This window comes from Pantoea sp. GL120224-02 (genome assembly GCF_900215395.1).
Classification (GTDB): domain Bacteria; phylum Pseudomonadota; class Gammaproteobacteria; order Enterobacterales; family Enterobacteriaceae; genus Pantoea; species Pantoea communis.
The window spans coordinates 368,269-393,730 of sequence record NZ_OBEC01000002.1; the positions used below are offsets into that span (position 1 = coordinate 368,269).

23 protein-coding genes are annotated in these 25,462 nt (G+C 56.0%); 10 read left to right on the plus strand and 13 right to left on the minus strand.

The genetic code is table 11. From position 1 onward, the window contains the following. Nucleotides 1-121: 121 nt before the first annotated feature. Complete coding sequence (locus CRO33_RS06635) at nt 122-3,202, plus strand: beta-galactosidase (RefSeq protein ID WP_097117527.1); 3,081 nt, start codon at nt 122-124, stop codon at nt 3,200-3,202. On the opposite strand, the gene CRO33_RS06640 is transcribed toward CRO33_RS06635, so the two are convergent. Beyond that, entirely contained in the window at nt 3,141-4,448 is a 1,308-nt protein-coding gene (locus CRO33_RS06640) for a multidrug efflux MFS transporter (protein WP_097117528.1), read from the minus strand. The genes CRO33_RS06635 and CRO33_RS06640 overlap by 62 nt on opposite strands. A 393-nt stretch (nt 4,449-4,841) precedes the next feature. On the opposite strand from CRO33_RS06640, the gene CRO33_RS06645 reads away from it, so the two are divergent. Further along, nucleotides 4,842-5,096: a biofilm development regulator YmgB/AriR family protein gene (locus tag CRO33_RS06645; protein WP_097117529.1), complete on the plus strand. Its 255-nt coding sequence runs from the start codon at nt 4,842-4,844 to the stop codon at nt 5,094-5,096. 114 nt (nt 5,097-5,210) lie between these two features. On the opposite strand, the gene CRO33_RS06650 is transcribed toward CRO33_RS06645, so the two are convergent. From CRO33_RS06650 to CRO33_RS06660, 3 genes are all read right to left on the minus strand, one after another. Continuing rightward, nucleotides 5,211-5,528 carry a hypothetical protein gene (locus CRO33_RS06650; protein ID WP_097117530.1) on the minus strand — a complete coding sequence of 106 codons (318 nt, stop codon included), beginning with the start codon at nt 5,526-5,528 and terminating at the stop codon, nt 5,211-5,213. A gap of 172 nt (nt 5,529-5,700) precedes the next feature. After that, nucleotides 5,701-6,000 carry an I78 family peptidase inhibitor gene (locus CRO33_RS06655; RefSeq protein ID WP_097117531.1) on the minus strand — a complete coding sequence of 100 codons (300 nt, stop codon included), beginning with the start codon at nt 5,998-6,000 and terminating at the stop codon, nt 5,701-5,703. 320 nt (nt 6,001-6,320) lie between these two features. Continuing rightward, entirely contained in the window at nt 6,321-8,915 is a 2,595-nt protein-coding gene (locus CRO33_RS06660; protein WP_097117532.1) for a bifunctional diguanylate cyclase/phosphodiesterase, read from the minus strand. A 216-nt stretch (nt 8,916-9,131) separates the two neighbouring features. Here CRO33_RS06660 and CRO33_RS06665 point away from each other — a divergent pair, with 216 nt between their 5' ends. After that, on the plus strand, nt 9,132-9,779 hold the full coding sequence (locus tag CRO33_RS06665) for a CPBP family intramembrane glutamic endopeptidase (RefSeq protein WP_034830547.1): 648 nt from the start codon (nt 9,132-9,134) through the stop codon (nt 9,777-9,779). A gap of 42 nt (nt 9,780-9,821) precedes the next feature. Here CRO33_RS06665 and CRO33_RS06670 read toward each other — a convergent pair whose 3' ends face one another. Next, on the minus strand, nt 9,822-10,007 hold the full coding sequence (locus tag CRO33_RS06670; RefSeq protein ID WP_034830477.1) for a hypothetical protein: 186 nt from the start codon (nt 10,005-10,007) through the stop codon (nt 9,822-9,824). A 212-nt stretch (nt 10,008-10,219) separates the two neighbouring features. On the opposite strand from CRO33_RS06670, the gene CRO33_RS24560 reads away from it, so the two are divergent. After that, complete coding sequence (locus CRO33_RS24560) at nt 10,220-10,390, plus strand: hypothetical protein (RefSeq protein WP_007887091.1); 171 nt, start codon at nt 10,220-10,222, stop codon at nt 10,388-10,390. A gap of 111 nt (nt 10,391-10,501) precedes the next feature. Next, nucleotides 10,502-10,735: a hypothetical protein gene (locus tag CRO33_RS06680; protein WP_034830475.1), complete on the plus strand. Its 234-nt coding sequence runs from the start codon at nt 10,502-10,504 to the stop codon at nt 10,733-10,735. Nucleotides 10,736-10,846: 111 nt separating this feature from the next. Here CRO33_RS06680 and yniD read toward each other — a convergent pair whose 3' ends face one another. The 6 genes from yniD to CRO33_RS06710 all read right to left on the minus strand — a co-directional run bounded on the left by yniD (nt 10,847) and on the right by CRO33_RS06710 (nt 16,547). Continuing rightward, nucleotides 10,847-10,954, minus strand: a complete 108-nt coding sequence (gene yniD, locus CRO33_RS24935) for a small membrane protein YniD (RefSeq protein WP_097117533.1) — start codon at nt 10,952-10,954, stop codon at nt 10,847-10,849. 78 nt (nt 10,955-11,032) lie between these two features. Then, nucleotides 11,033-11,461, minus strand: coding sequence for an OsmC family protein (locus CRO33_RS06690; RefSeq protein ID WP_034830472.1), 429 nt, complete (start codon nt 11,459-11,461; stop codon nt 11,033-11,035). Nucleotides 11,462-11,527: 66 nt separating this feature from the next. Then, nucleotides 11,528-12,718, minus strand: a complete 1,191-nt coding sequence (gene lldD / locus CRO33_RS06695; RefSeq protein ID WP_097117534.1) for an FMN-dependent L-lactate dehydrogenase LldD — start codon at nt 12,716-12,718, stop codon at nt 11,528-11,530. Then, nucleotides 12,718-13,503 carry a transcriptional regulator LldR gene (lldR, locus tag CRO33_RS06700; RefSeq protein ID WP_034830467.1) on the minus strand — a complete coding sequence of 262 codons (786 nt, stop codon included), beginning with the start codon at nt 13,501-13,503 and terminating at the stop codon, nt 12,718-12,720. Before lldR ends, lldD begins: the two co-directional genes overlap by 1 nt. Further along, on the minus strand, nt 13,500-15,149 hold the full coding sequence (lldP, locus tag CRO33_RS06705) for an L-lactate permease (RefSeq protein ID WP_097117535.1): 1,650 nt from the start codon (nt 15,147-15,149) through the stop codon (nt 13,500-13,502). The genes lldR and lldP overlap by 4 nt, the downstream gene beginning before the upstream one ends. 228 nt (nt 15,150-15,377) lie before the next feature. Beyond that, nucleotides 15,378-16,547, minus strand: coding sequence for a cyanate transporter (locus CRO33_RS06710; protein WP_097117536.1), 1,170 nt, complete (start codon nt 16,545-16,547; stop codon nt 15,378-15,380). An 87-nt stretch (nt 16,548-16,634) separates the two neighbouring features. Here CRO33_RS06710 and CRO33_RS06715 point away from each other — a divergent pair, with 87 nt between their 5' ends. Together CRO33_RS06715 and CRO33_RS06720 are read left to right on the plus strand one after the other, a co-directional pair. Next, nucleotides 16,635-17,495: a LysR substrate-binding domain-containing protein gene (locus CRO33_RS06715; RefSeq protein WP_097117537.1), complete on the plus strand. Its 861-nt coding sequence runs from the start codon at nt 16,635-16,637 to the stop codon at nt 17,493-17,495. Between the two features lie 89 nt (nt 17,496-17,584). Beyond that, a complete protein-coding gene (locus CRO33_RS06720; RefSeq protein WP_097117538.1) occupies nt 17,585-18,952 on the plus strand; it encodes an amidohydrolase family protein in 1,368 nt (455 codons plus the stop codon). Nucleotides 18,953-19,030: 78 nt separating this feature from the next. Here the strand turns inward: CRO33_RS06720 and CRO33_RS06725 are convergent, their stop codons facing one another. Next, nucleotides 19,031-19,228: a hypothetical protein gene (locus CRO33_RS06725; RefSeq protein ID WP_034825302.1), complete on the minus strand. Its 198-nt coding sequence runs from the start codon at nt 19,226-19,228 to the stop codon at nt 19,031-19,033. A 388-nt stretch (nt 19,229-19,616) separates the two neighbouring features. Between CRO33_RS06725 and dbpA the strand changes: the two genes are divergently transcribed. The 3 genes from dbpA to CRO33_RS06740 all read left to right on the plus strand — a co-directional run bounded on the left by dbpA (nt 19,617) and on the right by CRO33_RS06740 (nt 23,943). Continuing rightward, nucleotides 19,617-20,996, plus strand: a complete 1,380-nt coding sequence (gene dbpA, locus CRO33_RS06730; protein WP_097117539.1) for an ATP-dependent RNA helicase DbpA — start codon at nt 19,617-19,619, stop codon at nt 20,994-20,996. Nucleotides 20,997-21,122: 126 nt separating this feature from the next. Then, complete coding sequence (locus tag CRO33_RS06735) at nt 21,123-22,085, plus strand: chemotaxis protein (RefSeq protein WP_034825306.1); 963 nt, start codon at nt 21,123-21,125, stop codon at nt 22,083-22,085. Nucleotides 22,086-22,386: 301 nt separating this feature from the next. Further along, nucleotides 22,387-23,943, plus strand: a complete 1,557-nt coding sequence (locus CRO33_RS06740; RefSeq protein WP_097117540.1) for a methyl-accepting chemotaxis protein — start codon at nt 22,387-22,389, stop codon at nt 23,941-23,943. 37 nt (nt 23,944-23,980) lie between these two features. Here CRO33_RS06740 and CRO33_RS06745 read toward each other — a convergent pair whose 3' ends face one another. Next, nucleotides 23,981-25,270, minus strand: a complete 1,290-nt coding sequence (locus CRO33_RS06745) for an HAAAP family serine/threonine permease (RefSeq protein ID WP_097117541.1) — start codon at nt 25,268-25,270, stop codon at nt 23,981-23,983. Nucleotides 25,271-25,462: the final 192 nt, after the last annotated feature.

A 25,462-nucleotide genomic window follows, 5' to 3' on the forward strand; every position in this document is an offset into this window, starting at 1 on the left:
AAAAAAACCACAGAGGCATCATCATATTGTAGAAAATTTCAACCATTGCGGGCGGTCGATCACTTTACACGCCGCACGAAATGACGCAATGTGAGCGCATTACAATCAATGAGATCTTACCATGACCCTGCCCACCCTTTCTCTCAGTGATATCCTGGCGCGTCGCGACTGGGAAAATCCGGTGATCACTAGCCTGAACCGTCTGGATGCCCATCCGCCGTTTTCCAGCTGGCGCGATGAAGTCAGTGCGCGCGACGATGCCCCTTCCCCATCACGCCAGTTACTGAATGGACAGTGGAGTTTCAGCTATTTCTCACAGCCTGAAGCGGTGCCACAAAGTTGGTTGCTGCAGGATTTGCCTGGCGCGCATTCCCTGCCCGTGCCTGCAAACTGGCAGCTGCATGGCTTTGACGCGCCAATCTACACTAACGTGCAATATCCGATTCCTGTGAACCCGCCGTTTGTTCCCAAGGAAAACCCCACCGGATGTTATTCGCTCACATTCAATGTCGATGAGAGTTGGCTGACGCAAGGACAAACGCGCATTGTGTTTGACGGTGTTAACTCGGCCTTTTTCCTGTGGTGTAACGGCCAGTGGATCGGCTATTCACAGGACAGCCGCCTGCCAGCCGAGTTTGATCTCAGTCAGGCATTACAGCGTGGCCAGAACCGACTGGCAGTGATGGTGTTGCGCTGGAGCGATGGCAGCTATTTAGAAGATCAGGATATGTGGCGCATGAGCGGGATTTTCCGCGACGTCAGCCTGCTCCATAAGCCATCAACCCAACTGGCCGACGTGCAAATCGAAACGGCGCTGAGCCCGGAATATATCCGTGGCGATCTGCGCGTGAGTGTCAAAATTAACGCCGGTGAACGACCGCTTAATCAGTGCCGTCTGCGTGTGAGCCTGTGGCAGGATGAAACCTGCATCGGCAGTGAAGAACAAGCGCCGGGCAGTGCGGTGATTGACGAACGTGGGCATTACCCAGAGCGCGCGCTGCTGGTGCTGCCGATAAAAAATCCCCTGCTGTGGAGTGCGGAAACGCCCCATCTCTATCGTGCCGTGGTGACGCTATTGGATGAGTACGGGCAGGTGATTGAAGCCGAAGCCTACGATGTCGGCTTCCGGCGTGTCAGCATTGAAAACGGTCAACTGTGCGTCAACGGCAAGGCTCTGCTGATTCGCGGCGTGAACCGTCATGAACATCATCCGGAAAATGGCCAGGTGGTGGATGAAGCCAGCATGCGGCGCGATATTGAATTAATGAAGCGCCACAACTTCAACGCCGTTCGCTGTGCGCATTATCCCAACCATCCGCTGTGGTATCGCCTGTGCGATGAATATGGCCTGTATGTCGTCGATGAGGCCAATATTGAAACCCACGGCATGCAGCCAATGAACCGTTTATCGGCCGATCCACGCTGGTTCGCCGCCTATAGCGAGCGCATCACGCGCATGGTGCAGCGCGATCGTAACCACGCTTGTATCATCATCTGGTCACTCGGCAATGAGTCCGGCCATGGCAGTACCCATGATGCGCTCTATCAATGGGTGAAAAGCAGCGATCCGACCCGTCCGGTGCAATATGAAGGCGGTGGCGCCAATACTGCCGCCACCGATATTGTCTGCCCAATGTATGCGCGCGTCGATCAGGATCAGCCCTTCCCTGCCGTACCGAAGTGGTCATTGAAAAAATGGATTGGCCTGCCGGGTGAAACGCGTCCGCTGATCCTGTGCGAGTATGCGCACGCGATGGGCAATAGCTTCGGTGGCTTCGCCAAATACTGGCAGGCCTTCCGTCAGTTCCCGCGCCTGCAGGGCGGTTTTGTCTGGGATTGGGTCGATCAAAGCCTGATGCGTTATGACGAACAAGGCCAGCCATGGCAGGCTTACGGCGGCGATTTTGGCGACACGCCTAACGACCGCCAGTTCTGTATGAACGGTCTGGTGTTTGCCGATCGAACGCCGCATCCGGCTTTGTTTGAAGCGCAGCGTGCACAGCAATTTTTCCAGTTCCAACGCGATGCCAGTAACGCCTGGCGTTTCACGATCTCCAGCGAGTACCTGTTCCGCAGCAGCGATAATGAAGTGCTGCGCTGGTCGATTGAACAGGATGGCGTTTCCGTCGCGCAGGGCGAACTGCCGCTGCATCTCACCGCGCAGGGCAGCCAGACGATTGATATTCCAGCCGCTGAACATTTACAGGGGAATGCGTGGCTGAATCTCGCGGTGCATCAGATCGCTGCCACCGCATGGTCGGAAGCCGATGCCCGCGTGGCCTGGGATCAGTGGCCGCTGCCCGCCGCGTTAATGCCTCGTGTGATTGATGCCACGCCCACCGCGCCAGAGCTGATTGCCAATCACGATTTGGTTGCCGTGCAACTGCCGCAACAGCGTTGGCACTTCTCGCGCCGCAGTGGGGAGTTGGTGCAATGGTTTGTTCACGATGAAGAGACGATGCTGACGTCATTGCAAGAGTGCTTTGCACGCGCGCCGATTGATAACGATATCGGCACCAGTGAAGCCGCCAATGTCGATCCCAATGCCTGGGTGGAGCGCTGGAAACACGCGGGCTATAACCAGCTGGAAGCGGTGCTGCTGGATATGCAGGTCGATAGTCTGAAACACAGCGTGCTGATTGAAACCTGGCATCAGTGGGAGGCCAATGGGCAGGTGATCTTTACCAGCCACAAGCGTTATCAGATCGGTGGCAACGGTGAGTTGAGCGTCAGTGTCGAGGTGCAACAGGCGCCGGGCTTGCCTGCTCCCGCGCGCATCGGGTTGCGTTGTCAGTTGAGGAGCGCGCCGCAGAGTGTGAGCTGGCTCGGCCTGGGCCCGCATGAAAACTATCCGGATCGTCAGCTGGCGGCGCAGTTTTCACACTGGCAGCAGCCGCTGACTTCGCTGAGTACCGCCTATGTGTTTCCCGGTGAAAACGGATTGCGCTGCGGTACGCGCCAGCTTGATACCGGCAGCTGGCAGGCGAGCGGCGATTTTGCGTTCTCGCTCAGCCGCTACAGCCTCGAACAGCTGCGTGATACCTCGCATCGCCATCTGTTGCGGGAAGAAGAAGGCTGCTGGCTGCACCTTGATGGCTTCCATATGGGCGTGGGCGGTGACGACTCATGGAGCCCCAGCGTCAGCCCGGAGTTTTTGCTTTCTCAGCAGCAGTGGCACTACGCGCTGACGCTGCGCCAGTAGACTTCTTCGCCGCCTCACCTTGCTGGCTCAGCGGTGGAACCAGCTCGGTTTTCGGGCGGCGATAGAAGCGGCGCAGAAGCAGGACATTCAACAGCACCACCACGGCGGTAGCGAAGAAGACCCAGCGATAGCCGGTCGCAGCAGACACCGCCGCACCCAATAGCGGGCCGGCCACGTTGCCGAGATACATAAAGGATTGGTTGTAGCCAAAGATGCGTCCGGTGACATTATCGCGCGAGTGGCGTACCAGCAGCGTTTGTACTGCAGGCATCATCGCGCCATCGGCAAAGCCCAGCAGGAAACGCAGCACGCCTAACTGAGTGGCGCTGGTAACGAATGACATCGCCATCAGCAACACCAGAGAAAACAGCATGGTGCCCATCAGAATGCGCTGCGTGCCAATGCGATCGCCCAGCTTACCCAAACGAGGGGCGGAGATCAGCGCCGAAACGCCCGGCAGTGCGGCAATCACACCACTGAGGAAGGCAAGATTCTGCGCATCGGGCGCCAGCTCACGCACGAACAGCGTCAGGATCGGGTTCACAGAGCCGTTACACATCTGGATCACCATGGTGGTGACGAACAGACACATCATCAGGCGAGGATTGTCGAGGCTGCGGAACACCTCGCGTCCGCTCATTTTGTCCTGCTTGCTCACTGGCGTGTAGCCGGTCTCTTTGATCAGGAACAACGTGACAAGGAAGCTCACCATCAACAGCACTGCCGTGACAATAAACACCATGCGCAGTCCCAGCCAGTCAGCCAGCAGCCCGCCAATCATCGGCCCCAGAATCACACCGCCAATTTGCCCGGTGGAGACACAGCTCAATGCCCAGCCGCTGCGCTCACGCGGAACCTGAGCGGCCACCAGCGCCATCGCATTAGGAATATAACCGGATGTCAGGCCCATTAGCGCACGCAGCAGCAGCAGTTGCCATGCTTCGGTCACAAACGCCTGCAACAGAATCACCGCGCCCATGCCAAAGGATGCGCGTAACAGCATCAGCTTGCGCCCTTTGCGGTCAGCCAGACTGCCCCACAGCGGTGCCACCGCAGCAGATACGATGAAGGTGATACTGAAGGTGAGACCCGACCAGACGCTCAGTGCATTGGCGCCATGGATACCGAGTTCCTCAACGTAGAGCGGCAGGAAGGGAATGATCTGGCTGATGGCCAATCCAGTGAAAAAGCAGCCAAACCAGACCGAAATCAGATTGACCTTCCAGGACTCGATGGAGCGTAGCATGGGCATCTACATCAGAAAAAATGAAATGAGGGTTCAGTCTAACAACCTCATAACATCGCTGGACGGCAAAACATGGCATCGGGTTAAAAACGCGGTTTTCCGCTGCCTTGCGTGATTCTGCTCACAGCAAATAGTGTAAGGGACACGATTTATAGTGTCTTTATGTGCTGTAACAAACAACTCAGCAAGATAAGCGCGTCGCGACGAAGCGCAAACGTGAAAAAATATGTCTATCCATTACTGACAATATTCGACGCCGCATCTATGTTTAAAAAATCACCGGCCATCGCTGGCGAGGCGCTGCCCGTTCTGGACAGTTCCCATGCTTAACCCATATTTCCCAATGCTGCCAATAACCGGCGGTGGGCATCGTTGTCTCTGCGGAGGTCAGCCATGAGAATACATCCTAACAGCGCCAGTCGGGCGATTACCGACTACTTTAACAGCCCTGCCTGGCATGCGCCGCACGAGAGCGATCTGCTGGCAGCGATCATGCGCGAATTGATGGATGATGGTCAGCCCGCTACCAGCAAAGCGATCATTGCGCGGGTGATTGCCAAACTGGAGTTTGAAGGGGATGAGCAGCAGCTCCAAAGCTATCGTAATTTGCTGGCGCAGTTGCTGGAAGACAGGCAACAAAAGCCGTAAGGTACCGTCATTAAACCACCGAAGAAATCGCCTTATGTGCGGTGGATTTAAAGGACATCTGCAGCGTTCAGGGACTTCAAGACGCGCCGTAAGCGGGCGCGCCTCAATATCGTGTTACTTCACTGCGCGCAGGTGATCGGCCTCGCTGACCACCGCTTTTCCGCTTGTACGCTGGTACAGGCACAGCTCACGCCCAATCTGATTTTTCATGTGCTTCTGCGGATAACGCCCTTCCAGCAGTACCGCGTCGTAGCCGACGCTGTCGTCATACTGAATCGGTTTCCCCACCACCTTCACCCCTTTCAGGCCGCTGGCTTTCAGACAGGCTTGCTGCCGGGTTTGGCTGTTTTGCTGCCAGGCGGCTTCGCTCGAGGCGTGCGTCAGTGGACTTAATAGCAGGGTGATTAGCAGAATTTTTTTGGTGTGTCTCATCGTCGCTCCTCATCAATCCAGTACGGATTAATAGATAAAAAAATTCCCGCCGAGGCGGGAAGAAACAAGACGAGCATTGCATATTCGAGAGTGACGAGGAAATCTCCGTAATGCGCAGCTATCCTCGCCCGGCGCCATGACAGCCCAATGACAATGCGATGTCCGTTTGAATTTATCCGCAATAAACCCGCGAAATTTTACCACTCTGATCAGCAGTAAAGTTCAGGCGGCGCAGGTTGAAGTCCATGGTGACGGCACCGTTCCACGGAATGGCGCGCACCGGCACCGCAAAGCGTTGGGTATCAAGGCTGCTCAGTGGCTGGCCGATATAATTCTGATATTGCGATGCGCCACACTGATCGGTTTCGGGATCGTGGCTGGCGGCAGCGGTGCTGTCCGGTTTGCTGGCTGACTGGCAGGCGGTTAAGGCAAAAAAGGCCGTGGCCAGTAACGCTTTTCCATAATGGGTCACAAGTTTCTCCTCCTGGATAGTAAACGAACCATTCCCGAGAGTAACAAAGCAAGCCGTTGATGTGAAAACAATGCCAGCGGATTGGTCGAAGAATTGTGCTGTAACACGCGATCTTCCTCTCATTTTCCAGGATTAATCGCACGCGCTGTCTAAAAATTACGCACTCAGTCACTATAATTAACTAAGAATTATCTGAGGAGACGATGATGGAACTTGCTATTTTTATCGGCTTTGCCATCCTGATGACCGTGGTTGCGGTTCGGGTGCGCTAAGCCACGATAATGCTGGCGGCAAAACGGCCGCCATCAACGAGAGGCCGCCTATTGAGCGGCCTCTTTTTCATCCTGCAAACGCGCATTAAATGCCGCAAGCGGCATCGGTTTGCCAAGAAAATAGCCCTGCCCCTCTTCACACGACAGCGCTTTTAGCTCGTTGAGTTGCGCTTCGGTTTCAATCCCTTCTGCCGTGATGGTGAGCGCAAAGGCGCGTGCCAATCCGACAATCCCCGCCACCACTGATTGCGCCTGCCTGGATTCCGGGAACTCTTTCATCCACGATCGATCGATTTTCAAACCATTGAACGGGAAGGTTTTCAGGTAACCCAATGCGGCATAGCCGGTGCCAAAATCATCGACCGTTAGCCGCACGCCAAGCGCACGCAGCCCCTGCATGATTTCCAGCGCACGATCGGGATGCTCGAAGGTGACGTTTTCAGTGATCTCCAGCTCCAGTCGGGTGGCCGGTAAGCCGCTAACCGCCAGCGCATGCGCCACACGATCCACCAGATCGCTGTTGCGGAACTCCACCGGTGAAATGTTCACGGATACATAGCGCTGGTCGCCCCAATCGCTGGCATCATGGCAGGCGCGCATGAGCACCCAGTCACTGATGGCAGCGATCAGCCCATTCTCTTCCGCCAGCGGAATAAAGCGGTCAGGGGTAATCCATTTATCCTCGCCCACCTGCCAGCGAATCAGCGCCTCTGCGCCAGCCAGCTGTCCCGTTTGCAGTTGATAGCGCGGCTGGTAGTGCAGTGAAAATGTGTTGTTGCGCAGCGCCTCTTCAATCGCCTGCACCATATCGCGCTTCGATTGAATATGGTTGGCCATATCGTTGGAGTACCATACCCAGCGATCGCGTCCAGCCGTGCGTGCCTGGCCGAGAGCGATGTCCGCAAGCCGTAGCAAGGCTTCCGGTTGGCTGGCGTCCTGCGGTGCGCTGACGATGCCCATGCTGGCTGTAAGACTCAGTTGATGCGATCCGCTGATAATCGGCTGATGTACGGCGCGTTGCAGTGCGCGGCAGCGATACTCCAGACCGGCGCGCGAGCTTTCGCGCAGCAGTAGAATAAACTCATCTCCGCCCAGTCGTGCCGCCAGTTCATCTGGGCCGATCAGGTTTTTCAGCCGTTGAGAGATCTCATTCAGCACCACATCGCCCACCGCGTGGCCCCAAGAATCGTTGATCGGTTTGAACTGATCGAGATCGAAGCTGATCACAAACAGCGGTGCCTCTTGCGTGGCATTTTCCAGATGTGTGGTCAGGAATTCCTGTAGCTGCATGCGGTTGGCGAGGCCAGTGAGCAAATCATGACGTGACAGGAACTGGATGCGCGCTTCTGCATCCACCTCATGGGTAATATCGGACACCGTGCCGCGAAAGCCGGTGCGCAGTCCATTACGACGAATGGTTTTCGCCATCAATTCGCCGATGCGGCGCTCACCATTGGCGGCCATAAACTGGCAGCGCAGCGGCACATGCTGCATTTCATCGCCCTGACGCAACAGCCAGGCCACCAGCGAATGGCTGGGATGACTGAGGAGTTGATCCAGCGGCCGCCCAATCCAGCTTTTGACCTCGTGTCCTGTCACGGCGGCAAACCGCGAGGAGAGATAGCAAAGGCGGCCCTGATCGTCCACTTCCCAAATCCAGTCCGAGGCCGCTTCTGCAAGATCGCGAAAACGCTCTTCACTGTTCGCCAGTTCACGCTGGCTGATGGCCAGCATTTCAAAGCGACGATCGGAAATAACTGCATTATGCAGCGCATGGCGAATCACCCGGCGCGTCACCAGCGCAACCGCTAACGCCGTAAACAGCAACAGCGGCATCATCAGCCATATCACACCAAAACCGGGATTTTTGGCCTGCCAGCGCAATACCAGCGATTCGCCCTGAATCACCGGTTCGACCAGACGCGGTTCATACAACGCATCGTTTAAGCCATTCGCAATACGCGGCGCAATCACATTGAGCGATTTGCCCAGCGCCTGCAGTTTTTCCGGAGTCATGATGTTGACGAACACCATCACCGAAGAAGGGCCAGAGATGGTGGGGAGATCGGGCACCTTGCCTGGGGTGATCGGTGCGGCCACCACCAATGCCGGCTGCTGATTGATTATCACGTTACGTGTGATGCCATCTTCGGGCTGGTGACGTGCGGCGGCCAGCAATAGTGCAGCTTGCCCACCTAACCAGCTCTCCAGCGACGCCTCTGACAATTTGCCATTCACCACCGCATAGCGCGTTTTGCCGGCGCCATCGATCACAAACACGCCATCGTAGTGATACTCTTTGTACAGGCTGGGGCCAAAGTTCTCTTCGTCCCACGCCCAGACTTTATTCACCGTCAGGTGCAAATTTTTCCAGCCTTCCCCCCAGTTCGCATAATCACGCACATCGATGATCATCTTCTCCTGCTGCTGTAGCCAGGCCTGGCGCATCAGGTTGACATCCTGCTGGATCGAGTCGCTGTTTTGTCGGTGGGCTATCACCAGCACCATCACGACTGAAAGCAGCAGCACGCCAAACAGCAGCGATGTCAGAGTGCGCAGACTGCGTCGCGTCACCCGAACGGTGTGTGCTTCCATATTAGCCCTGGCAGGCAAGGTCGCGTGCCGGTGATACTCAGAATTCATGCAATATGCTCGCAAAACAGAGGCAGCAAAAAAGAAGACAGGGTGCGCGTTCATGGCGCCTCTGTCCTGTAATGGTTTTTTCGGTTATCGGCGCAGGCCGCCGCAGATTTAGTCCTCACGGCGGAATTTTTGAGCAGTGCGATTCTGTGTGGGGCCATCTCGACAGCAATGATCGCCATTGCTACTATGCGTTTTCCTCTGCCCATTGAGCTGACTATGGACACCCAATCCGACAAGGTGACGCTGACGCTGTTCTACGCCGCGAGCTTTGTGGTGTATTACGTCGTGACCATGCTGATTACGCTGTTTCCCAACTATGGGGCGCTGCGTAATAACGGTTTACTGGTGCCGGTGCTCTGCTTATTCGAATTCGCGGTGATTTACCCGCTGTATCGTTTTTACTGCCAACGCCGCACTGACATTCCGCTGGGATATCTCCGTCCCGGTCAGGCGCTGCTGTTTGTGGGTGCACTGGTAGCGCTGATGGTGGCGCAAACGCAATTCCTGCAACCGGAAGGCTGGTTGATTGCCCAGAGCCAACAGGGTCGCAGTTCGATGTTGATCCTGCTGCTGACCGCCGTGCTGCTCGCGCCAGTGTTTGAAGAGGTGTTGTTCCGCGGTTTTCTGTTACAGGGGTTTCTGTTATGGGCGCCGAAAAGTCGCTTCGCCTGCATGCTACTCACCTCGCTGCTGTTCGCCGCGATGCACACGCAGTACGTGCACTGGGAGACCATCGTGGCCCTGACGCTGTTTTCACTGTTGCTGTGTTACGCCCGTCTGCGCAGCAATAGCCTCGCGCTGCCCATCTTCCTGCATACGCTGAATAACCTGATCGCGATTCTGCCCGCCTGGTTCTATGCATAAAAAAACAGCGCAAGAGATTGCGCTGTTTTCAGAATAAAAGCATCAGGAAATGGCCGAGTCTTTGTGTTTGTCCGCCTCAAAATGGGCTTTGAACTGCTCGTAAATAGAAATCATGTTTGAAGCATCGCCTTGCATTGGGCTGAGTTTGCCTGCACGCACCAGTTCAATCACCAGTTGCAGCGCGGCTTGTTTTGGGCTGCTGGCCGGATGGGCAATTTCGTTCAACATTGGTCACTCACTCATCATTTTTGTCAGGGCCGCACAGTTTAGCTCAGATTGTCATGCTGTTGTGCGTCCGGCTGGTTATAATCTCACCGTTCGCACCACCAGGCCGCTCAGGGTGATCATTGACTCTCGTGCCGTTTGGCTATACTGGATTAAAAAAGGAACGAACAGCCACTGCTTCCGTATCATCAGGAACGTGTTTAAGGAGTCCAATCATGCTGATTGGTTTTGTGTTGTTAGTGAGCGCGTGTGGACATGATGCCTGTGACGCCTTACCGGTGTCAGAACGTATCTACCCGACCAAAGTGGCCTGTGAGCAAATGGCCGACCGCATCCATAAAGTTCGACCGAATGTGGTCCTGCTGTGCGGGGAAGTGCACCGTTAATTCGGTGCCAGTTTTATTTGAGCTGTACAAAAATAAGCCAGACGGCATTGCAAGATCGGCGCATAGCGTCCAAAATATAAGCTGCTTTACACTATTACCGTTGTGAATCCCATGAAGAAGACTCGCCCCCGTCGTCCAAACGGACGCTGGGTTTATTACATTTTGTATGATGGCATTCTCTGGCCCTGCCCGGTGCGCTGGGAGTGGGAGAGCAGCTTTGAAGGCTGGTTGCCATTCTACTACTCGCCGACCTTTGAGTTTGTGGCGGGCGACCCACGCAAGGCCTATCGCATTGCGCGCAGCAGTGTGCGTAACGTTCGCCATCCAGACAGCGAGTACGCCTGAATCAACCGAGTTGCCATGGCAACCAGGAGGCGGTCAGCAGATAGTGCACCCCTTCCAGCACCAAAATCACCATCACTAGCACGCCGAGCTTATGGCGGCAGATCCAGTCTTTCAGCCCCATATCATCGCCGCCCAGCGAATCAGCATCAGCGCGCCGCAGATGCACAGCAGCACCACAATCATTTTCCAGTGTTTAGTTGCAGCCAGTTTTTTCCCCACGCATCCTCCAGACGGCAGAAAGCAACGATGCGCCCTAAGGCGCATCGCTATTCTACCGCTGGTAACCCGTAAGGGCGATTAATTATTCAGCGTGTAGTCCAGGCTAATCTCGGCATTAAGCACCTGAGATACCGGGCAGCCCGCTTTGGCTTTCTGAATAATCTCATCAAATTTGGCACTGTCGATGCCTGGCAGCGCGATGGTGCTGGTGAGTGCAATTTTGGTAATGGCAAAACCTTCACCTTTCTTGTCCAGGGACACATCCGCGGTGGTGTCGATGCTTTTAGGCGGATGCCCAGCCTGACCCAGCATCAGCGACAACGCCATGGAGAAGCACGCCGCATGTGCAGCACCGATCAGCTCTTCCGGATTGGTGCCCTTCTCACCCTCAAAGCGGGTATTGAAGCCATAAGGCTGGTTGCTCAGCACGCCACTTTCGGTGCTCACGGTACCCTTGCCTTTGATGTCGCCTTCCCAATGGGCCGATCCTTTCTTATGAATGGTCATGTCATTCCTCCTGTTAGTCAGACAGCAGTCAGTATAGACAACCCCTCTCATTTTGCTTTCCGCAACTCAGCTCACGGCACGTGGTCGAGCCGGATGTAAACCCGCTTCGCTCAGCAGCGCATTCGCCTGCACCAGCGAGTCCTGGGTGATCTCGGCAATGGTTTTGGCCCCGGTCAGCGTCATCGCCACTTTCATCTCTTTTTCGATCAAATTCAGCAAATTCTCAACGCCACGCTGACCATGCGTCGCCAGCGCATAGATAAAGGCGCGACCCAGCAGGACAGTGTCTGCACCGAGGGCGATCATGCGCACCACATCCAACCCGTTGCGGATACCGCTGTCGGCCAGAATGGCAATATCGCCTTTCACGGCGTCTGCAATGGCGGGCAGTGCGCGCGCCGATGACAGCACGCCATCCAGCTGGCGTCCACCGTGGTTCGAGACCACAATGCCGTCCGCGCCGAAGCGCACCGCATCACGCGCATCTTCGGGATCCAGAATGCCTTTGATCACCATTGGCCCATCCCAAAACTCACGAATCCACTCCAGATCTTTCCATGAGATCGACGGGTCAAAGTTGTTCGCCAGCCAGCCAATATAATCTTCCAGTCCGGTAGGCTTGCCAAGATAAGCGGAGATATTACCGAGATCGTGCGGACGCCCATGCACCCCGACATCCCACGCCCACTGCGGATGCGTCACCGCCTGCCAGTAGCGACGCATCGCCGCATTTGGCCCGCTCATGCCCGAATGCGCATCACGATAACGCGCGCCCGGCGTCGGCATATCCACGGTAAAGACCAGCGTCGAGCAGCCCGCCGCTTTCGCGCGTTCCAGTGCGTTGCGCATAAAACCACGATCGCGCAGCACATACAGCTGGAACCACATCGGACGATTAATGGCTGGCGCTACCTCTTCAATCGGGCACAGCGATACCGTGGAGAGCGTGAACGGAATACCTTTCAGTGCCGCTGCACGCGCGGCCTGCACTTCCCCGCGTCGCGCGTACATGCCGCACAACCCCACGGGCGCTAACGCGACCGGCATCGACAGCGTTTCGTTGAACAGTTTGGTTTCCAGACTGAGATCGGACATGTTCTTCAGCACCCGCTGACGCAGCGCCACGTCCGACAGATCGGACACATTGCGCTTCAGGGTGTGTTCGGCATACGCGCCGCCGTCAAGATAGTGGAACAGGAACGGGGGCAGGATGCGTTGCGCCGCGGCGCGATAGTCACTGGCTGCAGAGATGATCATCAGTTTTTTTCCTTACGATTATCCAGGGATTCGCCTGGCAAGCGGGTAATGCGCGCCTGCCGGGCTTCATCTTCATGGAGTGATTTCAAGGTGGTATGCACAAAGCCGAGGTGATCCATCGCTGCCTGGCGTGCCGCCTCGGCATCACCGGCCATCACCGCATCGAACATCGCCTGGTGCTGTTCATTCAGGCGATTAAAAATCACCGGCTGGGTGTACATGCGCTGGCGGCTATGCAGTACCGAAGACTGCAGCAAATCGAAGAAACCACGCATGGTTTGCAGCAGCACTACATTGTGCGAGGCCTCAGCGATGGCGAGATGGAAGCGCAGGTCGGCCTGCGCCGCGATATCGGGATCGTCACAGTCGTGCATCTTGAGCAGAGCATCAAAAGCGAGGCGCAGCTTCTCTTTATCCGCTTCAGTGGCACGCAAGGCGGCGTGCCAGGCGGTGCTGGCTTCGATGGCGTGGCGCGCTTCCAGAATATCCCAGCGATAATCGGGATCGTCCGCCAGCAGTTGGCGAATCGGCTCAACAATACGCTGTTCCGACCAGGGCTCCTGCGGCTCACACAGCCAGGTACCGCCGCCGCGTTTACTGATTAACACGCCGCTACTGATCAGCTGCTGAATCGCCTCACGCAATGATGAGCGTGACACACCGAACTCAGCGGCCAGCTGGCGCTCGGCCGGTAAGCGCATACCCGGCTCCAGCTGGTGTTCCTCAATCCAGGCGAGCAATCGCGCCCGTAGCGTTTCCGCTAATCGCGGCGTGTTTTCTGTCATGGAATCATCCAGGTTAAGACATAAGCTTGCAGCGTTGTGATCACCCCCACCATGCAGGTGAAGATCAGACTGTGTTTAACGGTAAAGCGGAACAGATCCGACTCTTTACCCACCAGCCCCACGGCGGCGCAGGCGATGGCGATCGACTGAGGTGAAATCATCTTACCCGTCACGCCACCCGTGGTGTTGGCGGCCACCAGCAGCACATCCGACACACCAATCTGCTGCGCGGTGGTGGCCTGCAACGCCGCGAACAACGCATTTGAAGAGGTATCAGATCCTGTCAGAAACACGCCAAGCCAGCCAAGGAACGGCGAGAAGAAAGTAAAGGCATTGCCGGTGTGCGCCAGCGCTAAGGCCAGTGTGGCAGACAATCCGGAGTAGTTGGAGATAAAGGCGAAGGCCAGCACCATACCGATGGAGTAGATGGGCAGTGCCAGTTCTTTCAGCGTCTCACCGAAGGTCTGGATCGCCGCAGCGGGCTTCATACGCAGCCAGATCACGGACAGCACCGCCGCCACGATAATCGCTGTACCGGTGGCTGACAGCACATCAAACTTGAAGATGGCCGCATAAGGCGTTGCCGCACTCACCACCGGCGGCATACGTGCCACCAGCTCATGCAGCAGCGGTACCGGAACGCTAAACACCCAGTCATACATCACGCCACCTTTAGCAAACAGCGCCTTGAACGGCGGAATGCTCCACAGAGTGACGGTAGCCGTGAGGAACAGGAATGGCATCCACGCGCGCACAATCTGGCCCAGCGTATAGCGCTGAGAGGTTTGCGTCGGGTCAACGGCGGTTTTCTCATCGAAACGGAAAATACGTACTGGCTTCCAGCGGCGCAGGAACAGCGTGAGGCAGACAAGAGAGGCCAGTGACGAGATGATGTCCGGCAATTCCGGGCCAAGGAAGTTGGAGCTGAGGAACTGCGCAATGGCAAACGATCCACCCGCGACGATCACTGCTGGCCATGTTTCCTTGATACCGCGCCAGCCATCCATAATCGCCATGATCCAGAACAGCACAATGAGGGTCAGGAACGGCAATTGACGCCCGGCCATCTGGCCAATCTGGAAGCTGTCGAGTCCGGTGACTTGCCCGGCGACAATAATCGGAATCCCCATCGCACCAAAGGCTACTGGCGCGGTGTTGACGATCAAGCATAAGCCAGCCGCGTACAGCGGATTAAAGCCCAATCCCACCAGCAGGGCTGCGGTGATTGCCACCGGTGCGCCAAAACCCGCCGCCCCTTCGAGAAACGCGCCGAAGGAGAATCCGACGATCAGCATCTGCAAGCGCTGATCGGGTGTGATGGAGAGGATCGAAGCACGGATGATGTCGAATTGCCCGGTTTTCACCGAGATTTTATACACAAATACTGCCGCGACGATGATCCAGGCGATTGGCCACAGGCCGTACAGGAAGCCATAGACCACGGAAGCCAGCGCCTGGCCCAACGGCATGCCATACAGGAACAGCGCCACCAGCAGTGCAATCACCACCGTGGCGGTGCCCGCCTGATAGCCTTTCAGCTTGAGCTTCAGCAGGGCGAAGAAGAAGAACACAATCGGGATCACCGCCACCAGGCTGGAGAGCCACAGATTGTTGAGAGGATCGTAGTTTTGTTGCCACACCGGCATGCCGTTATCTCCAGAGGTTACCAGATGAGTGCAGCGCAACGGCAATGCAGGTTTGCGCCGCAGGTCTTGCCCTTCTGCTCACTGAAATTGGTAGGACCAAATTGCAGTGTGGGGCTTTCTGGCTCCAGATAGTTAATGCATTGTTAACCTAAAGCAACGAGGCTGGGGTTATTTTTTGTGTTATGTGACGATGTGGCAACATTTAAATCGCTTTGGTAGGACCAATCATCATTCTGTCTGACCAAAGGCCCGACGATAACTGTGGGGATGAAAGCGAAGATTCAGCACGATCAATCCCACCGTTACGGCGCCCTGCATCATCCACACGCTGGTAAAACTGCGCGTCAGCACCTGCAACTGACCGGCGATAAACGGCATACACCCGGCGATGATGAAACCTGCGCCCTGCATAAACGCCACCAGGCGTGCACCCGCCTGCGGATGTGGCAGGTGATCGAGCGCCAGCACCATCGCCAGCGGGAACGCAGCCCCTAAACCAAATCCGGCAATCGCCGCCCACAACCATGGCGCCAGCAGGGGAGCAAACAGGAAACCGCACATACCGACCAGCTGGCAAACCAGACTGATGATCAGCTGTGGACGACGATCCGCCTTGCGCGCCAGCAAGGGCATCAATAATGCGCCAGCCACCTGGCAAAGGATCATCACCCCCAGTAACGAGCCGCCCGCCTGTGCTGACCAGCCAAGGTGGTGATAAGCATCCGGAAGCCAGGCGACGCACGTGGCATAACCGCCATTGACCAGGCCAAAACTGAGTGCCAGCGACCAGGCGCGCGGTTTTCGCCATAGCGAGGGCATAGATACCGACTCTGCGCTTTGCGCCACCGGCACACGCACGATCCACCACAGCACAATCGCCAGCAATACGGGCAGTGCCCAACCGGTGAGCGCCAGTGACCAGCCGAAATGCGCACTGAGCCACGGCGAGAGTGCTGCCCCCAATCCTCCGCCGCCCATCAACGCGCCCGCCCACAACCCGGTAACGGGGGCGCTGCGCTGGGCAAAGCGCTGGCGGATCAACCCTGGCATCGCCATCTGCACCACGCCAACCCCCAGCCCGGCAAAAAGCGCGCTGACAACCAGCCATTGCCCGTCGTGAATCACACCGCGTGCGGCCAGCGCCAGCAGCAGCAGGGCCAGCCCGGCGGTCAACAAACGTTGCAGCGGAACACGTTGCATCAGGGAGGCACTGAGTAGCGCCACCGCGCCCATCATCACCATCGGTACGGCGGGTAACAACGAAGCGGCAATGGAAGAGAGACTCATGGCCTGGCGCAGTTCGCCCAGCAATGGGCTAACAGAAGTCAGTAACGGACGCATATTGAGCCCGGCCAGCACCAAAGCGGCGAGCGTCAATCCGTTGGAATGTCGGTTCATACACAATCCTGCAGTAGAAAGGTTGTCAGGGTCGCAGCAATGGTTACTATTTGGAAATGAAATAACACCATAGCGATCAGTGGAAAAATGAATCGTCAGCCGATGTTTACGCCGCAGCAGTTACTCAGTTTTGTTGCGGTATGCGAAACCGCCAGCTTTACGCGCGCCGCCGACCGCGTGCATCTATCGCAATCCACCGTCAGCCAGCAGGTGCGCCGCCTGGAGGAGATGATTGGCAAATCGTTGCTGGAGCGCACCTCGCATCAGGTGGTGTTAACTGAAGAGGGAGAGAAATTACTGGGCTATGCCCGCCGCATTATTGCGCTCAACGGTGAAGCGCACGATGTGCTGAGCGACAAGTGGCGCGATGGCGTCCTGCGCCTCGGCGTACCGGAGGATTTTGCTGCCCCCACCGCAGCACTGCTGGCGCAGTTCAGCCGCGAGCATCCGCAGCTGCGCCTCGACGTGATGAGCGGCATGTATGTCGACTTGCATCGTGCGTGGCAGCGAGAAGAGCTGGATATCATGCTGATCAAGCAACCCGGCGGTGAACGCCCATTGGCAGCGCGACCGGAGCCCCTGCTGTGGCTGGACAGCGCCGAACACCCCTGCTTTGAGCAGACGCCAGTGCCGCTGGTGGTATTTCCCCAGCAGGGACTGTATCGCGAGGAGATGTGTCAGACGCTGGATGCGCTGGGCCGCAGCTGGCGCATCAGCTACAGCAGCGCCAGTCTGGTGGCACTCGCCAGTGCCAGCGCGGCCGGATTAGGTTTAACGCTGCTGCCTGCCAGTTGTCGCCTGCCCGGCCATCGTGTGCTGGACGAAGCCGCAGGCTTACCGCCGATCAGCCACTTTGAGCTGGCGCTGTTTTGCCGCTCTCCACAGGATGATTTGCAACAGGCGCTGGCCGTGGCGTTAGTGGAATTTTGCCAGTTAAAGTGGCAGTGATTTTTCCACTGCTCAGCAGTGGGAAATATCGCAGCGCCGCGCCCTGGGTTTTGCCAGATTAACGTTTTCCTTGTTGACTGGAGCCTCTGATGCACCTCACTTCACCTAGCCGTCGCGATTTCATTAGCCAGGGCGTCCGCCTCACCGCAGCCGGAAGCCTACTGGCTGCCGGCATGAGCGCCGCCGCTCCCTCGCACTCTTCCGCCGCAGCGCCAATCTCTACGCCGCCGCCGCGCGTGGATCATTACCAATTGCTCAACGTACGCCTCGAGGAAGGCTTTGAGCGTGAGGGCAACGACATCATCGCGACGCGTACTGCGCTTTACGATATCACTGTTAAAGACGGCAAATTTGCCGCCATCGAAGCCGCTGGTAAAGCGCGCAACGCCGACATTCCGCAGTGGGATGCCGAAGGCTCGCTGCTGTTGCCACGCACCCGCGACATGCACATCCACCTGGACAAAACATTTTACAGCGGCCCCTGGCAAGCCCCACGTCCGCGCCAGGGCAAAACCATCATGGATATGATCGCCCGTGAGCAGGTATTAATCCCGCAGTTGCTCCCAACCTCGCAGGCGCGTGCCGAAGCTTTGATCGGTTTGCTGCACAGTAAAGGCACCACCGAAGCACGCAGCCACTGCAACATTGATCCGGTGAGTGGCCTAAAAAGCCTGGAGCATCTGAAGCGGGCGCTGGCGAACCACCCCGAATTTCCCTGTGAAATTGTCGCCTTCCCACAGCACGGTTTACTGCATTCCAAAGTGGATGGCCTGATGCGCGAAGCGATGCAGATGGGCGTGCAGTACGTTGGCGGATTGGATCCCACCAATGTGGATGGCGCGATGCAGGCCTCGCTGGATGCCATGTTCCAGATTGCGCTCGATTTTGATCGTGGCGTCGATATCCATCTGCACGAAACCGCACCTTCTGGCGTGGCGGCCATTCAGTATATGGTGGACACCATCGCGAAGAACCCGCCGCTCAAAGGCAGAGTGACGCTGAGCCATGGCTTTGCGCTGGCCACGCTGGAAGGCAAAACGCTCGATAAGATGATTGCAGGCATGGCTGAACAACAGATGAGCGTGGCGTCCACCATCCCCATCGGCAAACTCACCATGCCGTTACCGCAATTGCAGGCCGCGGGCATCACGGTAATGACCGGCACCGACAGCGTGATCGATCACTGGTCACCGTTTGGCACCGGCAGCATGCTGGAGAAAGCCAACCTGTATGCACAACTCTATCGCGGTTCGGATGAGTTTGGTTTGAGCCGGGCACTGCACATTGCCACCGGCGGCATCTTGCCGCTATCGAACCAGGGCGAGCGCCAGTGGCCAAAAGTCCAGGATGACGCCAGCATGATGCTGGTTGAGGCGAGCTGCTCCGCTGAGGCTGTCGCCCGCATCTCGCTGGTACGAGCCACCTTCCACAGCGGTATGCCGGTGTTCAGCGTCTGAGATCAAAAAAGCCTCCTTACGGAGGCTTGATGAACGGTAAATGCAGGGGCGGCAAGCGCCCCATACGAGTTGCTGGATTTACGATAACATCTGAATCGCCAGCGCATACAAACGCTGGTTTTCATCGTCGCTAGCTGGCTCTTCTTCCGCGTAACAGGCAATCATGGAGCTGACTTTATCCGAAGATAAGGTCTCTCCGTGCAGATGCAGGGTTAACACGGCGCGGCCGACGATTTTCAGAATGTCTTCGTTTTGTCCCTGGACGTAAAGACTCAAAGTGGACCTCTGAAGATATTATTGTTTGCCAAATGGCGCGCCAAATATAAAGCAAAACGGCAGGGTATTTTAATCGGAATTTTACCCATCTTAAGTGACACATAAGCGTAACATAGACAAAAACAGGTCAAAAAGACGCTACATAGTCCCTTTATCAACGCTAATTGCACCTTTTCATTCAGGAAAGACGTTTCACATCTTTTGAAGCAACCGGTCACAAAGAATAAAATGATTAGAATTTTACACCTATTAAAGGCGAAAATTTAATCAAACGATCATCACGCTAATTGATTTCAATATGTTATCAATTGCGCGATTTGCATTGCCGATAGCAGCCCTTTCTGCGAGACTGACCGCCGCAATCCTGACCGCTATTTGAGACATTCCCGTGACCGCTTTTTCTACCCTGACGCAACTCCCTGCCAGCCAACTCGACAACCTGCGCGAGATGGGCTTCGACGCCATGACACCTATTCAGGCGGCTTCATTGCCCGCCATTCTTGAAGGGCGCGATGTGCGTGCGCAGGCGAAAACCGGCAGCGGTAAAACGGCCGCCTTTGGTATTGGCTTGCTGCAGCGCATTGACAACACCCGCACCCAAACTCAGGCGTTGATTCTGTGTCCAACGCGTGAACTGGCCGATCAGGTGAGTAATGTGCTGCGTCAGCTGGCACGTTTTACCCGCAACATCAAAATATTGACGCTGTGCGGCGGTCAACCGATGAGTGCGCAGCGCGATTCGCTGGTGCACGCACCGCATATTGTGGTCGGCACGCCGGGCCGCATCCTTGATCACCTGAAGCGCGACAACCTCGATCTCACCGCACTGCAAACGCTGGTGTTAGATGAAGCCGATCGCATGCTGGAGATGGGCTTCCGCGACGATATGGAAGCGATCATTGGTTTCACGCCGGATGCACGCCAGACGCTGCTGTTCTCTGCCACCTGGCCGGATACCATCGCCAGCCTCAGCCAGCGTTTCCAGCGCGATGCATTGGCCGTGGCCACGGAAGACAAAGCGGAACTGCCTGCTATTGAACAGCAATTTATCGAAGCCAGCGTCAGTGAGCGTGGCAATCTGCTCAGTGCCCTGCTCAGCCAGCAGCAGCCCGCTTCTTGCGTGGTGTTCTGTAATACCAAACGTGAGTGTGATGACGTCGCAGCGGCATTGAACGATCGTCAGATCAGTGCACTGGCACTGCATGGCGATTTGGAGCAGCGCGATCGTGAACGTGTGCTGATCCGTTTCGCCAACGGCAGCATCCGCGTGCTGATTGCCACCGACGTGGCTGCACGCGGACTGGATATCAAATCGCTGGCGTTGGTGGTGAACTTCCAGCTGGCATGGGATCCTGAAGTGCACATCCACCGCATCGGCCGCACCGGTCGTGCAGGCGAAAAAGGACTGGCGGTCAGCTTCGTCGCGCCCGATGAAATGGTGCGCGCTAATGCGCTGGAAGAGTATCTGAGCCAGAAACTCAACTGGGTTTCCTCCGCTACTCTGAAAGGAAAAGCGGCGCAAGCTCTGCCTGCCACTAAAATGACGCTGTGCATTGATGGTGGTCGCAAAGCCAAAATCCGCCCTGGTGATATCCTCGGCGCGCTTACCGGTGAAGCCGGATTCAGCGGCGATCAAATTGGTAAGATCGATCTGACGCAAACCCACGCTTATGTGGCGATCGATGCGGCACAGGCGAAGAAAGCGCTGATCAAGCTGAAAGAAGGCAAGATCAAAGGCAAAAGCGTCCGCGCCATCCTGCTGAAGTAATCCCCTATGCGCGAGGGTATTCACTCTCGCGCTAAATTTTCTGCCCCGCCCCTTCATTTTTTTTCCGCGCTGCCGATAAGTTAATCATTGCCCCTTTACCCAGCCCAGATTCCGCTTGAGGCCATGATGGATAATTTTCAGAAAGAGATCGATGAACGCGCTAACCTTGCGCTTTCCAATAAATTCGAACTGCTGCTGTTCCGCCTGGGTTCCGATCAGCTGAAAGGCAAATCTGAGCTATACGGCATTAACGTATTTAAACTGCGCGAAATCGTACCGATGCCGACCATTACCCGTGCCGCGGGTATGCAGTCACCGCTACTCGGCATGGCCAGTATTCGCGGTCAGTTTATCCCGGTCATCGACCTGCCCGCAGTGACCGGTTGTAAACCGGAAACCGGCCTCAATCTGCTGCTGGTGACCGAATATGCGCGCAGCACCCAGGCCTTCGCGGTGGAGTCGGTGGAGAATATCGTTCGTCTCGACTGGAACCAGGTGCACACTGCCGAAGCCGGCATTGGCAGCCGCAATATCACCAGTATCGCCTGCCTCGATACCGACGGTCAGAGCAACAATCTGGCAATGGTGCTGGACGTTGAGCAGATTCTGTATGACATCATCCCTTCGGTGCGTGGCGTTGAGCCAAGTGCTGAGACGGCGAAAGATTTCAACCTCAAGCCTGGCCAGGTGGCGATTGTCGCGGAAGACTCCAAAGTGGCGCGTCAGTTGCTGGAACAGGGTCTGAAAAGCATGGGCATTCCGGCCATCATGCATAACACCGGTCTGGAAGCCTGGATCAAAATTAACGAGATGCAGAAAGAAGCCGCAGCGGCAGGCGAGTCGATCCACGACAAAATCGCGCTGGTGTTAACCGATCTGGAAATGCCAGAGATGGATGGGTTTACCCTGACGCGTAATATCAAACGTGATGATGCATTGCGTCAGATTCCGGTGGTGATCCACTCCTCTCTCTCCGGCAGTGCCAACGAAGACCACGTGCGTAAAGTCGGCGCCGATGGCTATGTGGCGAAATTTGAGATTAATGAACTGTCGAGCGTGATCCATCGCGTGCTGGAAAAGAAACGTTAATCCTTTCTCATCTCACCTACCTCCCTATAAGGCGCGTTATTCGCGCCTTTTTTCACGTCCTGCCTTCCCAGATAAAACCGATCCACTCATTAATCATGTTAACGGTTTTGTGACGCACCTCTAAAAAATTAAAGTTAAAACATTAACAACCGATAACTGATAGCGCTTGAACCGGTGCTGCCATACCAGATTAATTACGCCCGGAAAGTATCTTTACCTTATAAAACATCAGCCTGATGCGGGCCCTCAGCCTGCTTTTCCGTCTTGAAAACAACACTATTTAGCATTACGGGGAGAACCAATGTTGAGCTTAAAGAATATGAAAGTGGGCGTCCGTTTAGGGATAGCCTTCGCACTTGTTGTGGCCCTTCTGGGGGTAGTCGGTGTGACGTCGATTATGAAAATCAACAACATTAAAAACGGCATCACCTCCATTGTGGAAGACCGCTATGTCAAAGTCCGTCTGGGTTTTGACGTGCGCGATGGTGTGAACGATCAGATCAAATACTTACGCGGCATGGTGATTGATACGCTGCGCCCGGAAAACAACGTACAGCGTTTTAAGCAGCTGGATGAGGCAACCGAGCGCACCAACAGCGCTATGAAAAAGATCGAAGCCATTCAGATTACCGAAATCGGTAAAAAGAAAATCGCCGGTCTGCTGGCCGCCAGCCAGCTGTTTGAGCAGCAAAAGAATGAAGTGTTGGACTTAGTGCGCGCAGGAAAACTGGATGAGGCGAGCACGTTTGTGCTGAAAAAAATCACCAGCACCCAGAATACCTTCCTTGATAGTGCGGTGGCTTTCGCCAACTCACAGTCCGATCAGCTGCGCAAAGAAGGCACTGGCATTATTGATGACGGCTCGACTGCGATTGAAATCACGCTGATCTTCTCAGCCATCGCGATTGCTGCCTCTGTGCTGCTGGGCTTTATGTTGACGCGCTCAATTGTCCGCCCGTTAAATGAAGCGGTAGGCATCGCCGAGAAAGTCGCGGCGGGCGATCTCAGCTCGCACATTGAAGTCAGCGGCAAAGATGAAACCGCCGTGCTGATGCAGGCACTGCAGGCGATGAACGATAACCTGCTGACCATCGTGTCCAACGTACGCGCCGGTTCTGACACCATTGCCGTGGCCTCAAATCAAATCTCCAGCGGTAACATTGATCTCTCATCCCGTACCGAGCAGCAGGCCAGCTCGCTGGAAGAGACCGCCTCCGCCATGGAGCAGATGACCGCGACCGTGAAGCACAATGCGGATAACGCGCGTGAAGCCAATCAGCTGGTGGCCACCACCTCAACCGTTGCCAAAGAGGGTGGCGTGGTGATGGAACAGGTCATCGAGAAGATGGAGGCGATCACTCTCTCTTCTAAAAAGATTGTCGATATCATCAGCGTGATCGACTCCATTGCCTTCCAGACCAACATTCTCTCGCTTAACGCTGCGGTTGAAGCTGCTCGCGCCGGTGAACAAGGCCGTGGATTTGCTGTGGTCGCCACCGAAGTGCGTAATCTGGCACAGCGCTCCGCCTCTGCCGCGAAAGAGATCAAAGTCCTGATTGAAGACTCAGTCTCGAAAGTGGATGAAGGCAGCCGTCTGGTGACGCACGCGGGAACCACCATTGGTGAAGTGGTGAACAGCGTGAAGAGCGTGGCGGATATCATGAGTGAAATTACCATTGCCAGCAGCGAGCAGAGCAGTGGTATTAGTGAGATCAATCTGGCCATAACCCAGATGGAAGCGGTCACTCAGCAGAATGCCGCGTTGGTGCAGGAAGCCTCTGCCGCTTCACAAGCGTTGCAGGAACAGGCCGATCGTCTGGCGCAGTCAATGAGCGTCTTCAAGACAGCGGCAGTGTAAGACAGAGCGGCGCGAGGAGTCGCGCCGCCCTTTTGCATCAATGCATCAGCGAATACGCAATCGACGAAATCGCTAACAGGCCAACAATCACCACAAACACATTGCTGATTTTGCCACTGTACTGACGCATCGCCGGGACTTTCTGAATCGCGTACATCGGCATCAGGAACAGAATCATCGCAATGATCGGCCCGCCGAGGGTTTCAATCATGCCGAGAATACTCGGGTTCCAGGTGGCAACCAGCCAGGTCGTCAGCAGCATAAAGCCGGTTGTGACGCGGTTCAGACGCTGAGGCGACACGTTTTTTCCCCGGCTGCGCAGCGATTTCACCACCATTCCATTGAAGCCTTCACGCGCACCCAGATAGTGGCCGAGGAACGATTTGGTGATCGCCACCATCGCCACAATCGGTCCCATCCAGGCAATCATCGGCACATTAAAGTGGTTTGCCAGATAGGAGAGAATGGTGATGTTCTGCTCTTTCGCCGCCTGCAAATCCGCCGGTGACAGGCTCAGCACACAGCTGAACACAAAGAACATCACCGTCACCACCATCATCAAGTGTGCGCTAGCGAGAATGCGTGAGCATTTCTTTTCCGCTGCTGCGCCATACTCGTTGCGCTTCGCCACCGCGAACGACGAGATAATCGGCGAGTGGTTAAAGGAGAACACCATCACCGGAATTGCCAGCCACAGCGTCATCCAGATGCTGCTATCGCCAGCGCTTTGGCTAAACGACAGCGTTTCCAGTGCAGCGCCGTGCCAGTGTGGCACCAGATAGGCGGCCAGTAGCATCAGCACCGCGACAAACGGGAACACCAGCACGCTCATTGCCTTGACGATCATCTGCTCGCCAAAGCGTACCACCGTCATCATGCCGATGATCAGTACCAATGACAGCACCACGCGCGGCGGCGAGACCATCCCGAGTTGATGCACGATAAAGCTGTCGACGGTGTTGGTGATCGCCACGCTGTACATCAGCAGGATCGGGAAAATAGCGAAGAAATAGAGCAAGGTGATGATCTTGCCTGCGCCCACACCGAAATGCTCTTCCACCACTTCAGTAATATCTTCACCGGGGTTTTTACCCGACAGCACAAAGCGCGTCAGAGCTCGGTGTGCATAGTAGGTCATGGGGAACGCGAGGATGGTCATAATAATCAGGGGGATTAGACCACCTGCACCTGCATTGATAGGCAGGAACAAAACGCCTGCGCCTATCGCTGTACCGTAGAGGCCCAGCATCCACACGGTATCACTCTTACGCCAGCCTGTTGAACGGGCCTCAACCGTGCCCTGCGCAACGGTTTGTGAGTTGTCCATCTGTCTCTCCAGAATTTAAAGCTTTTTAAACAATGCAGCCGAAATCACGGCGGCTAAACATGCCATTGGTGCGACGGGGCACATGCTACGCGTTTTTGACGACTTAAGGTTGCCTGAACGCAAGACATGCATCACAAAGCCGTCATAAATGCGCGAATCGGTTATTAAATCAACAAAAATGCATGATTCGCG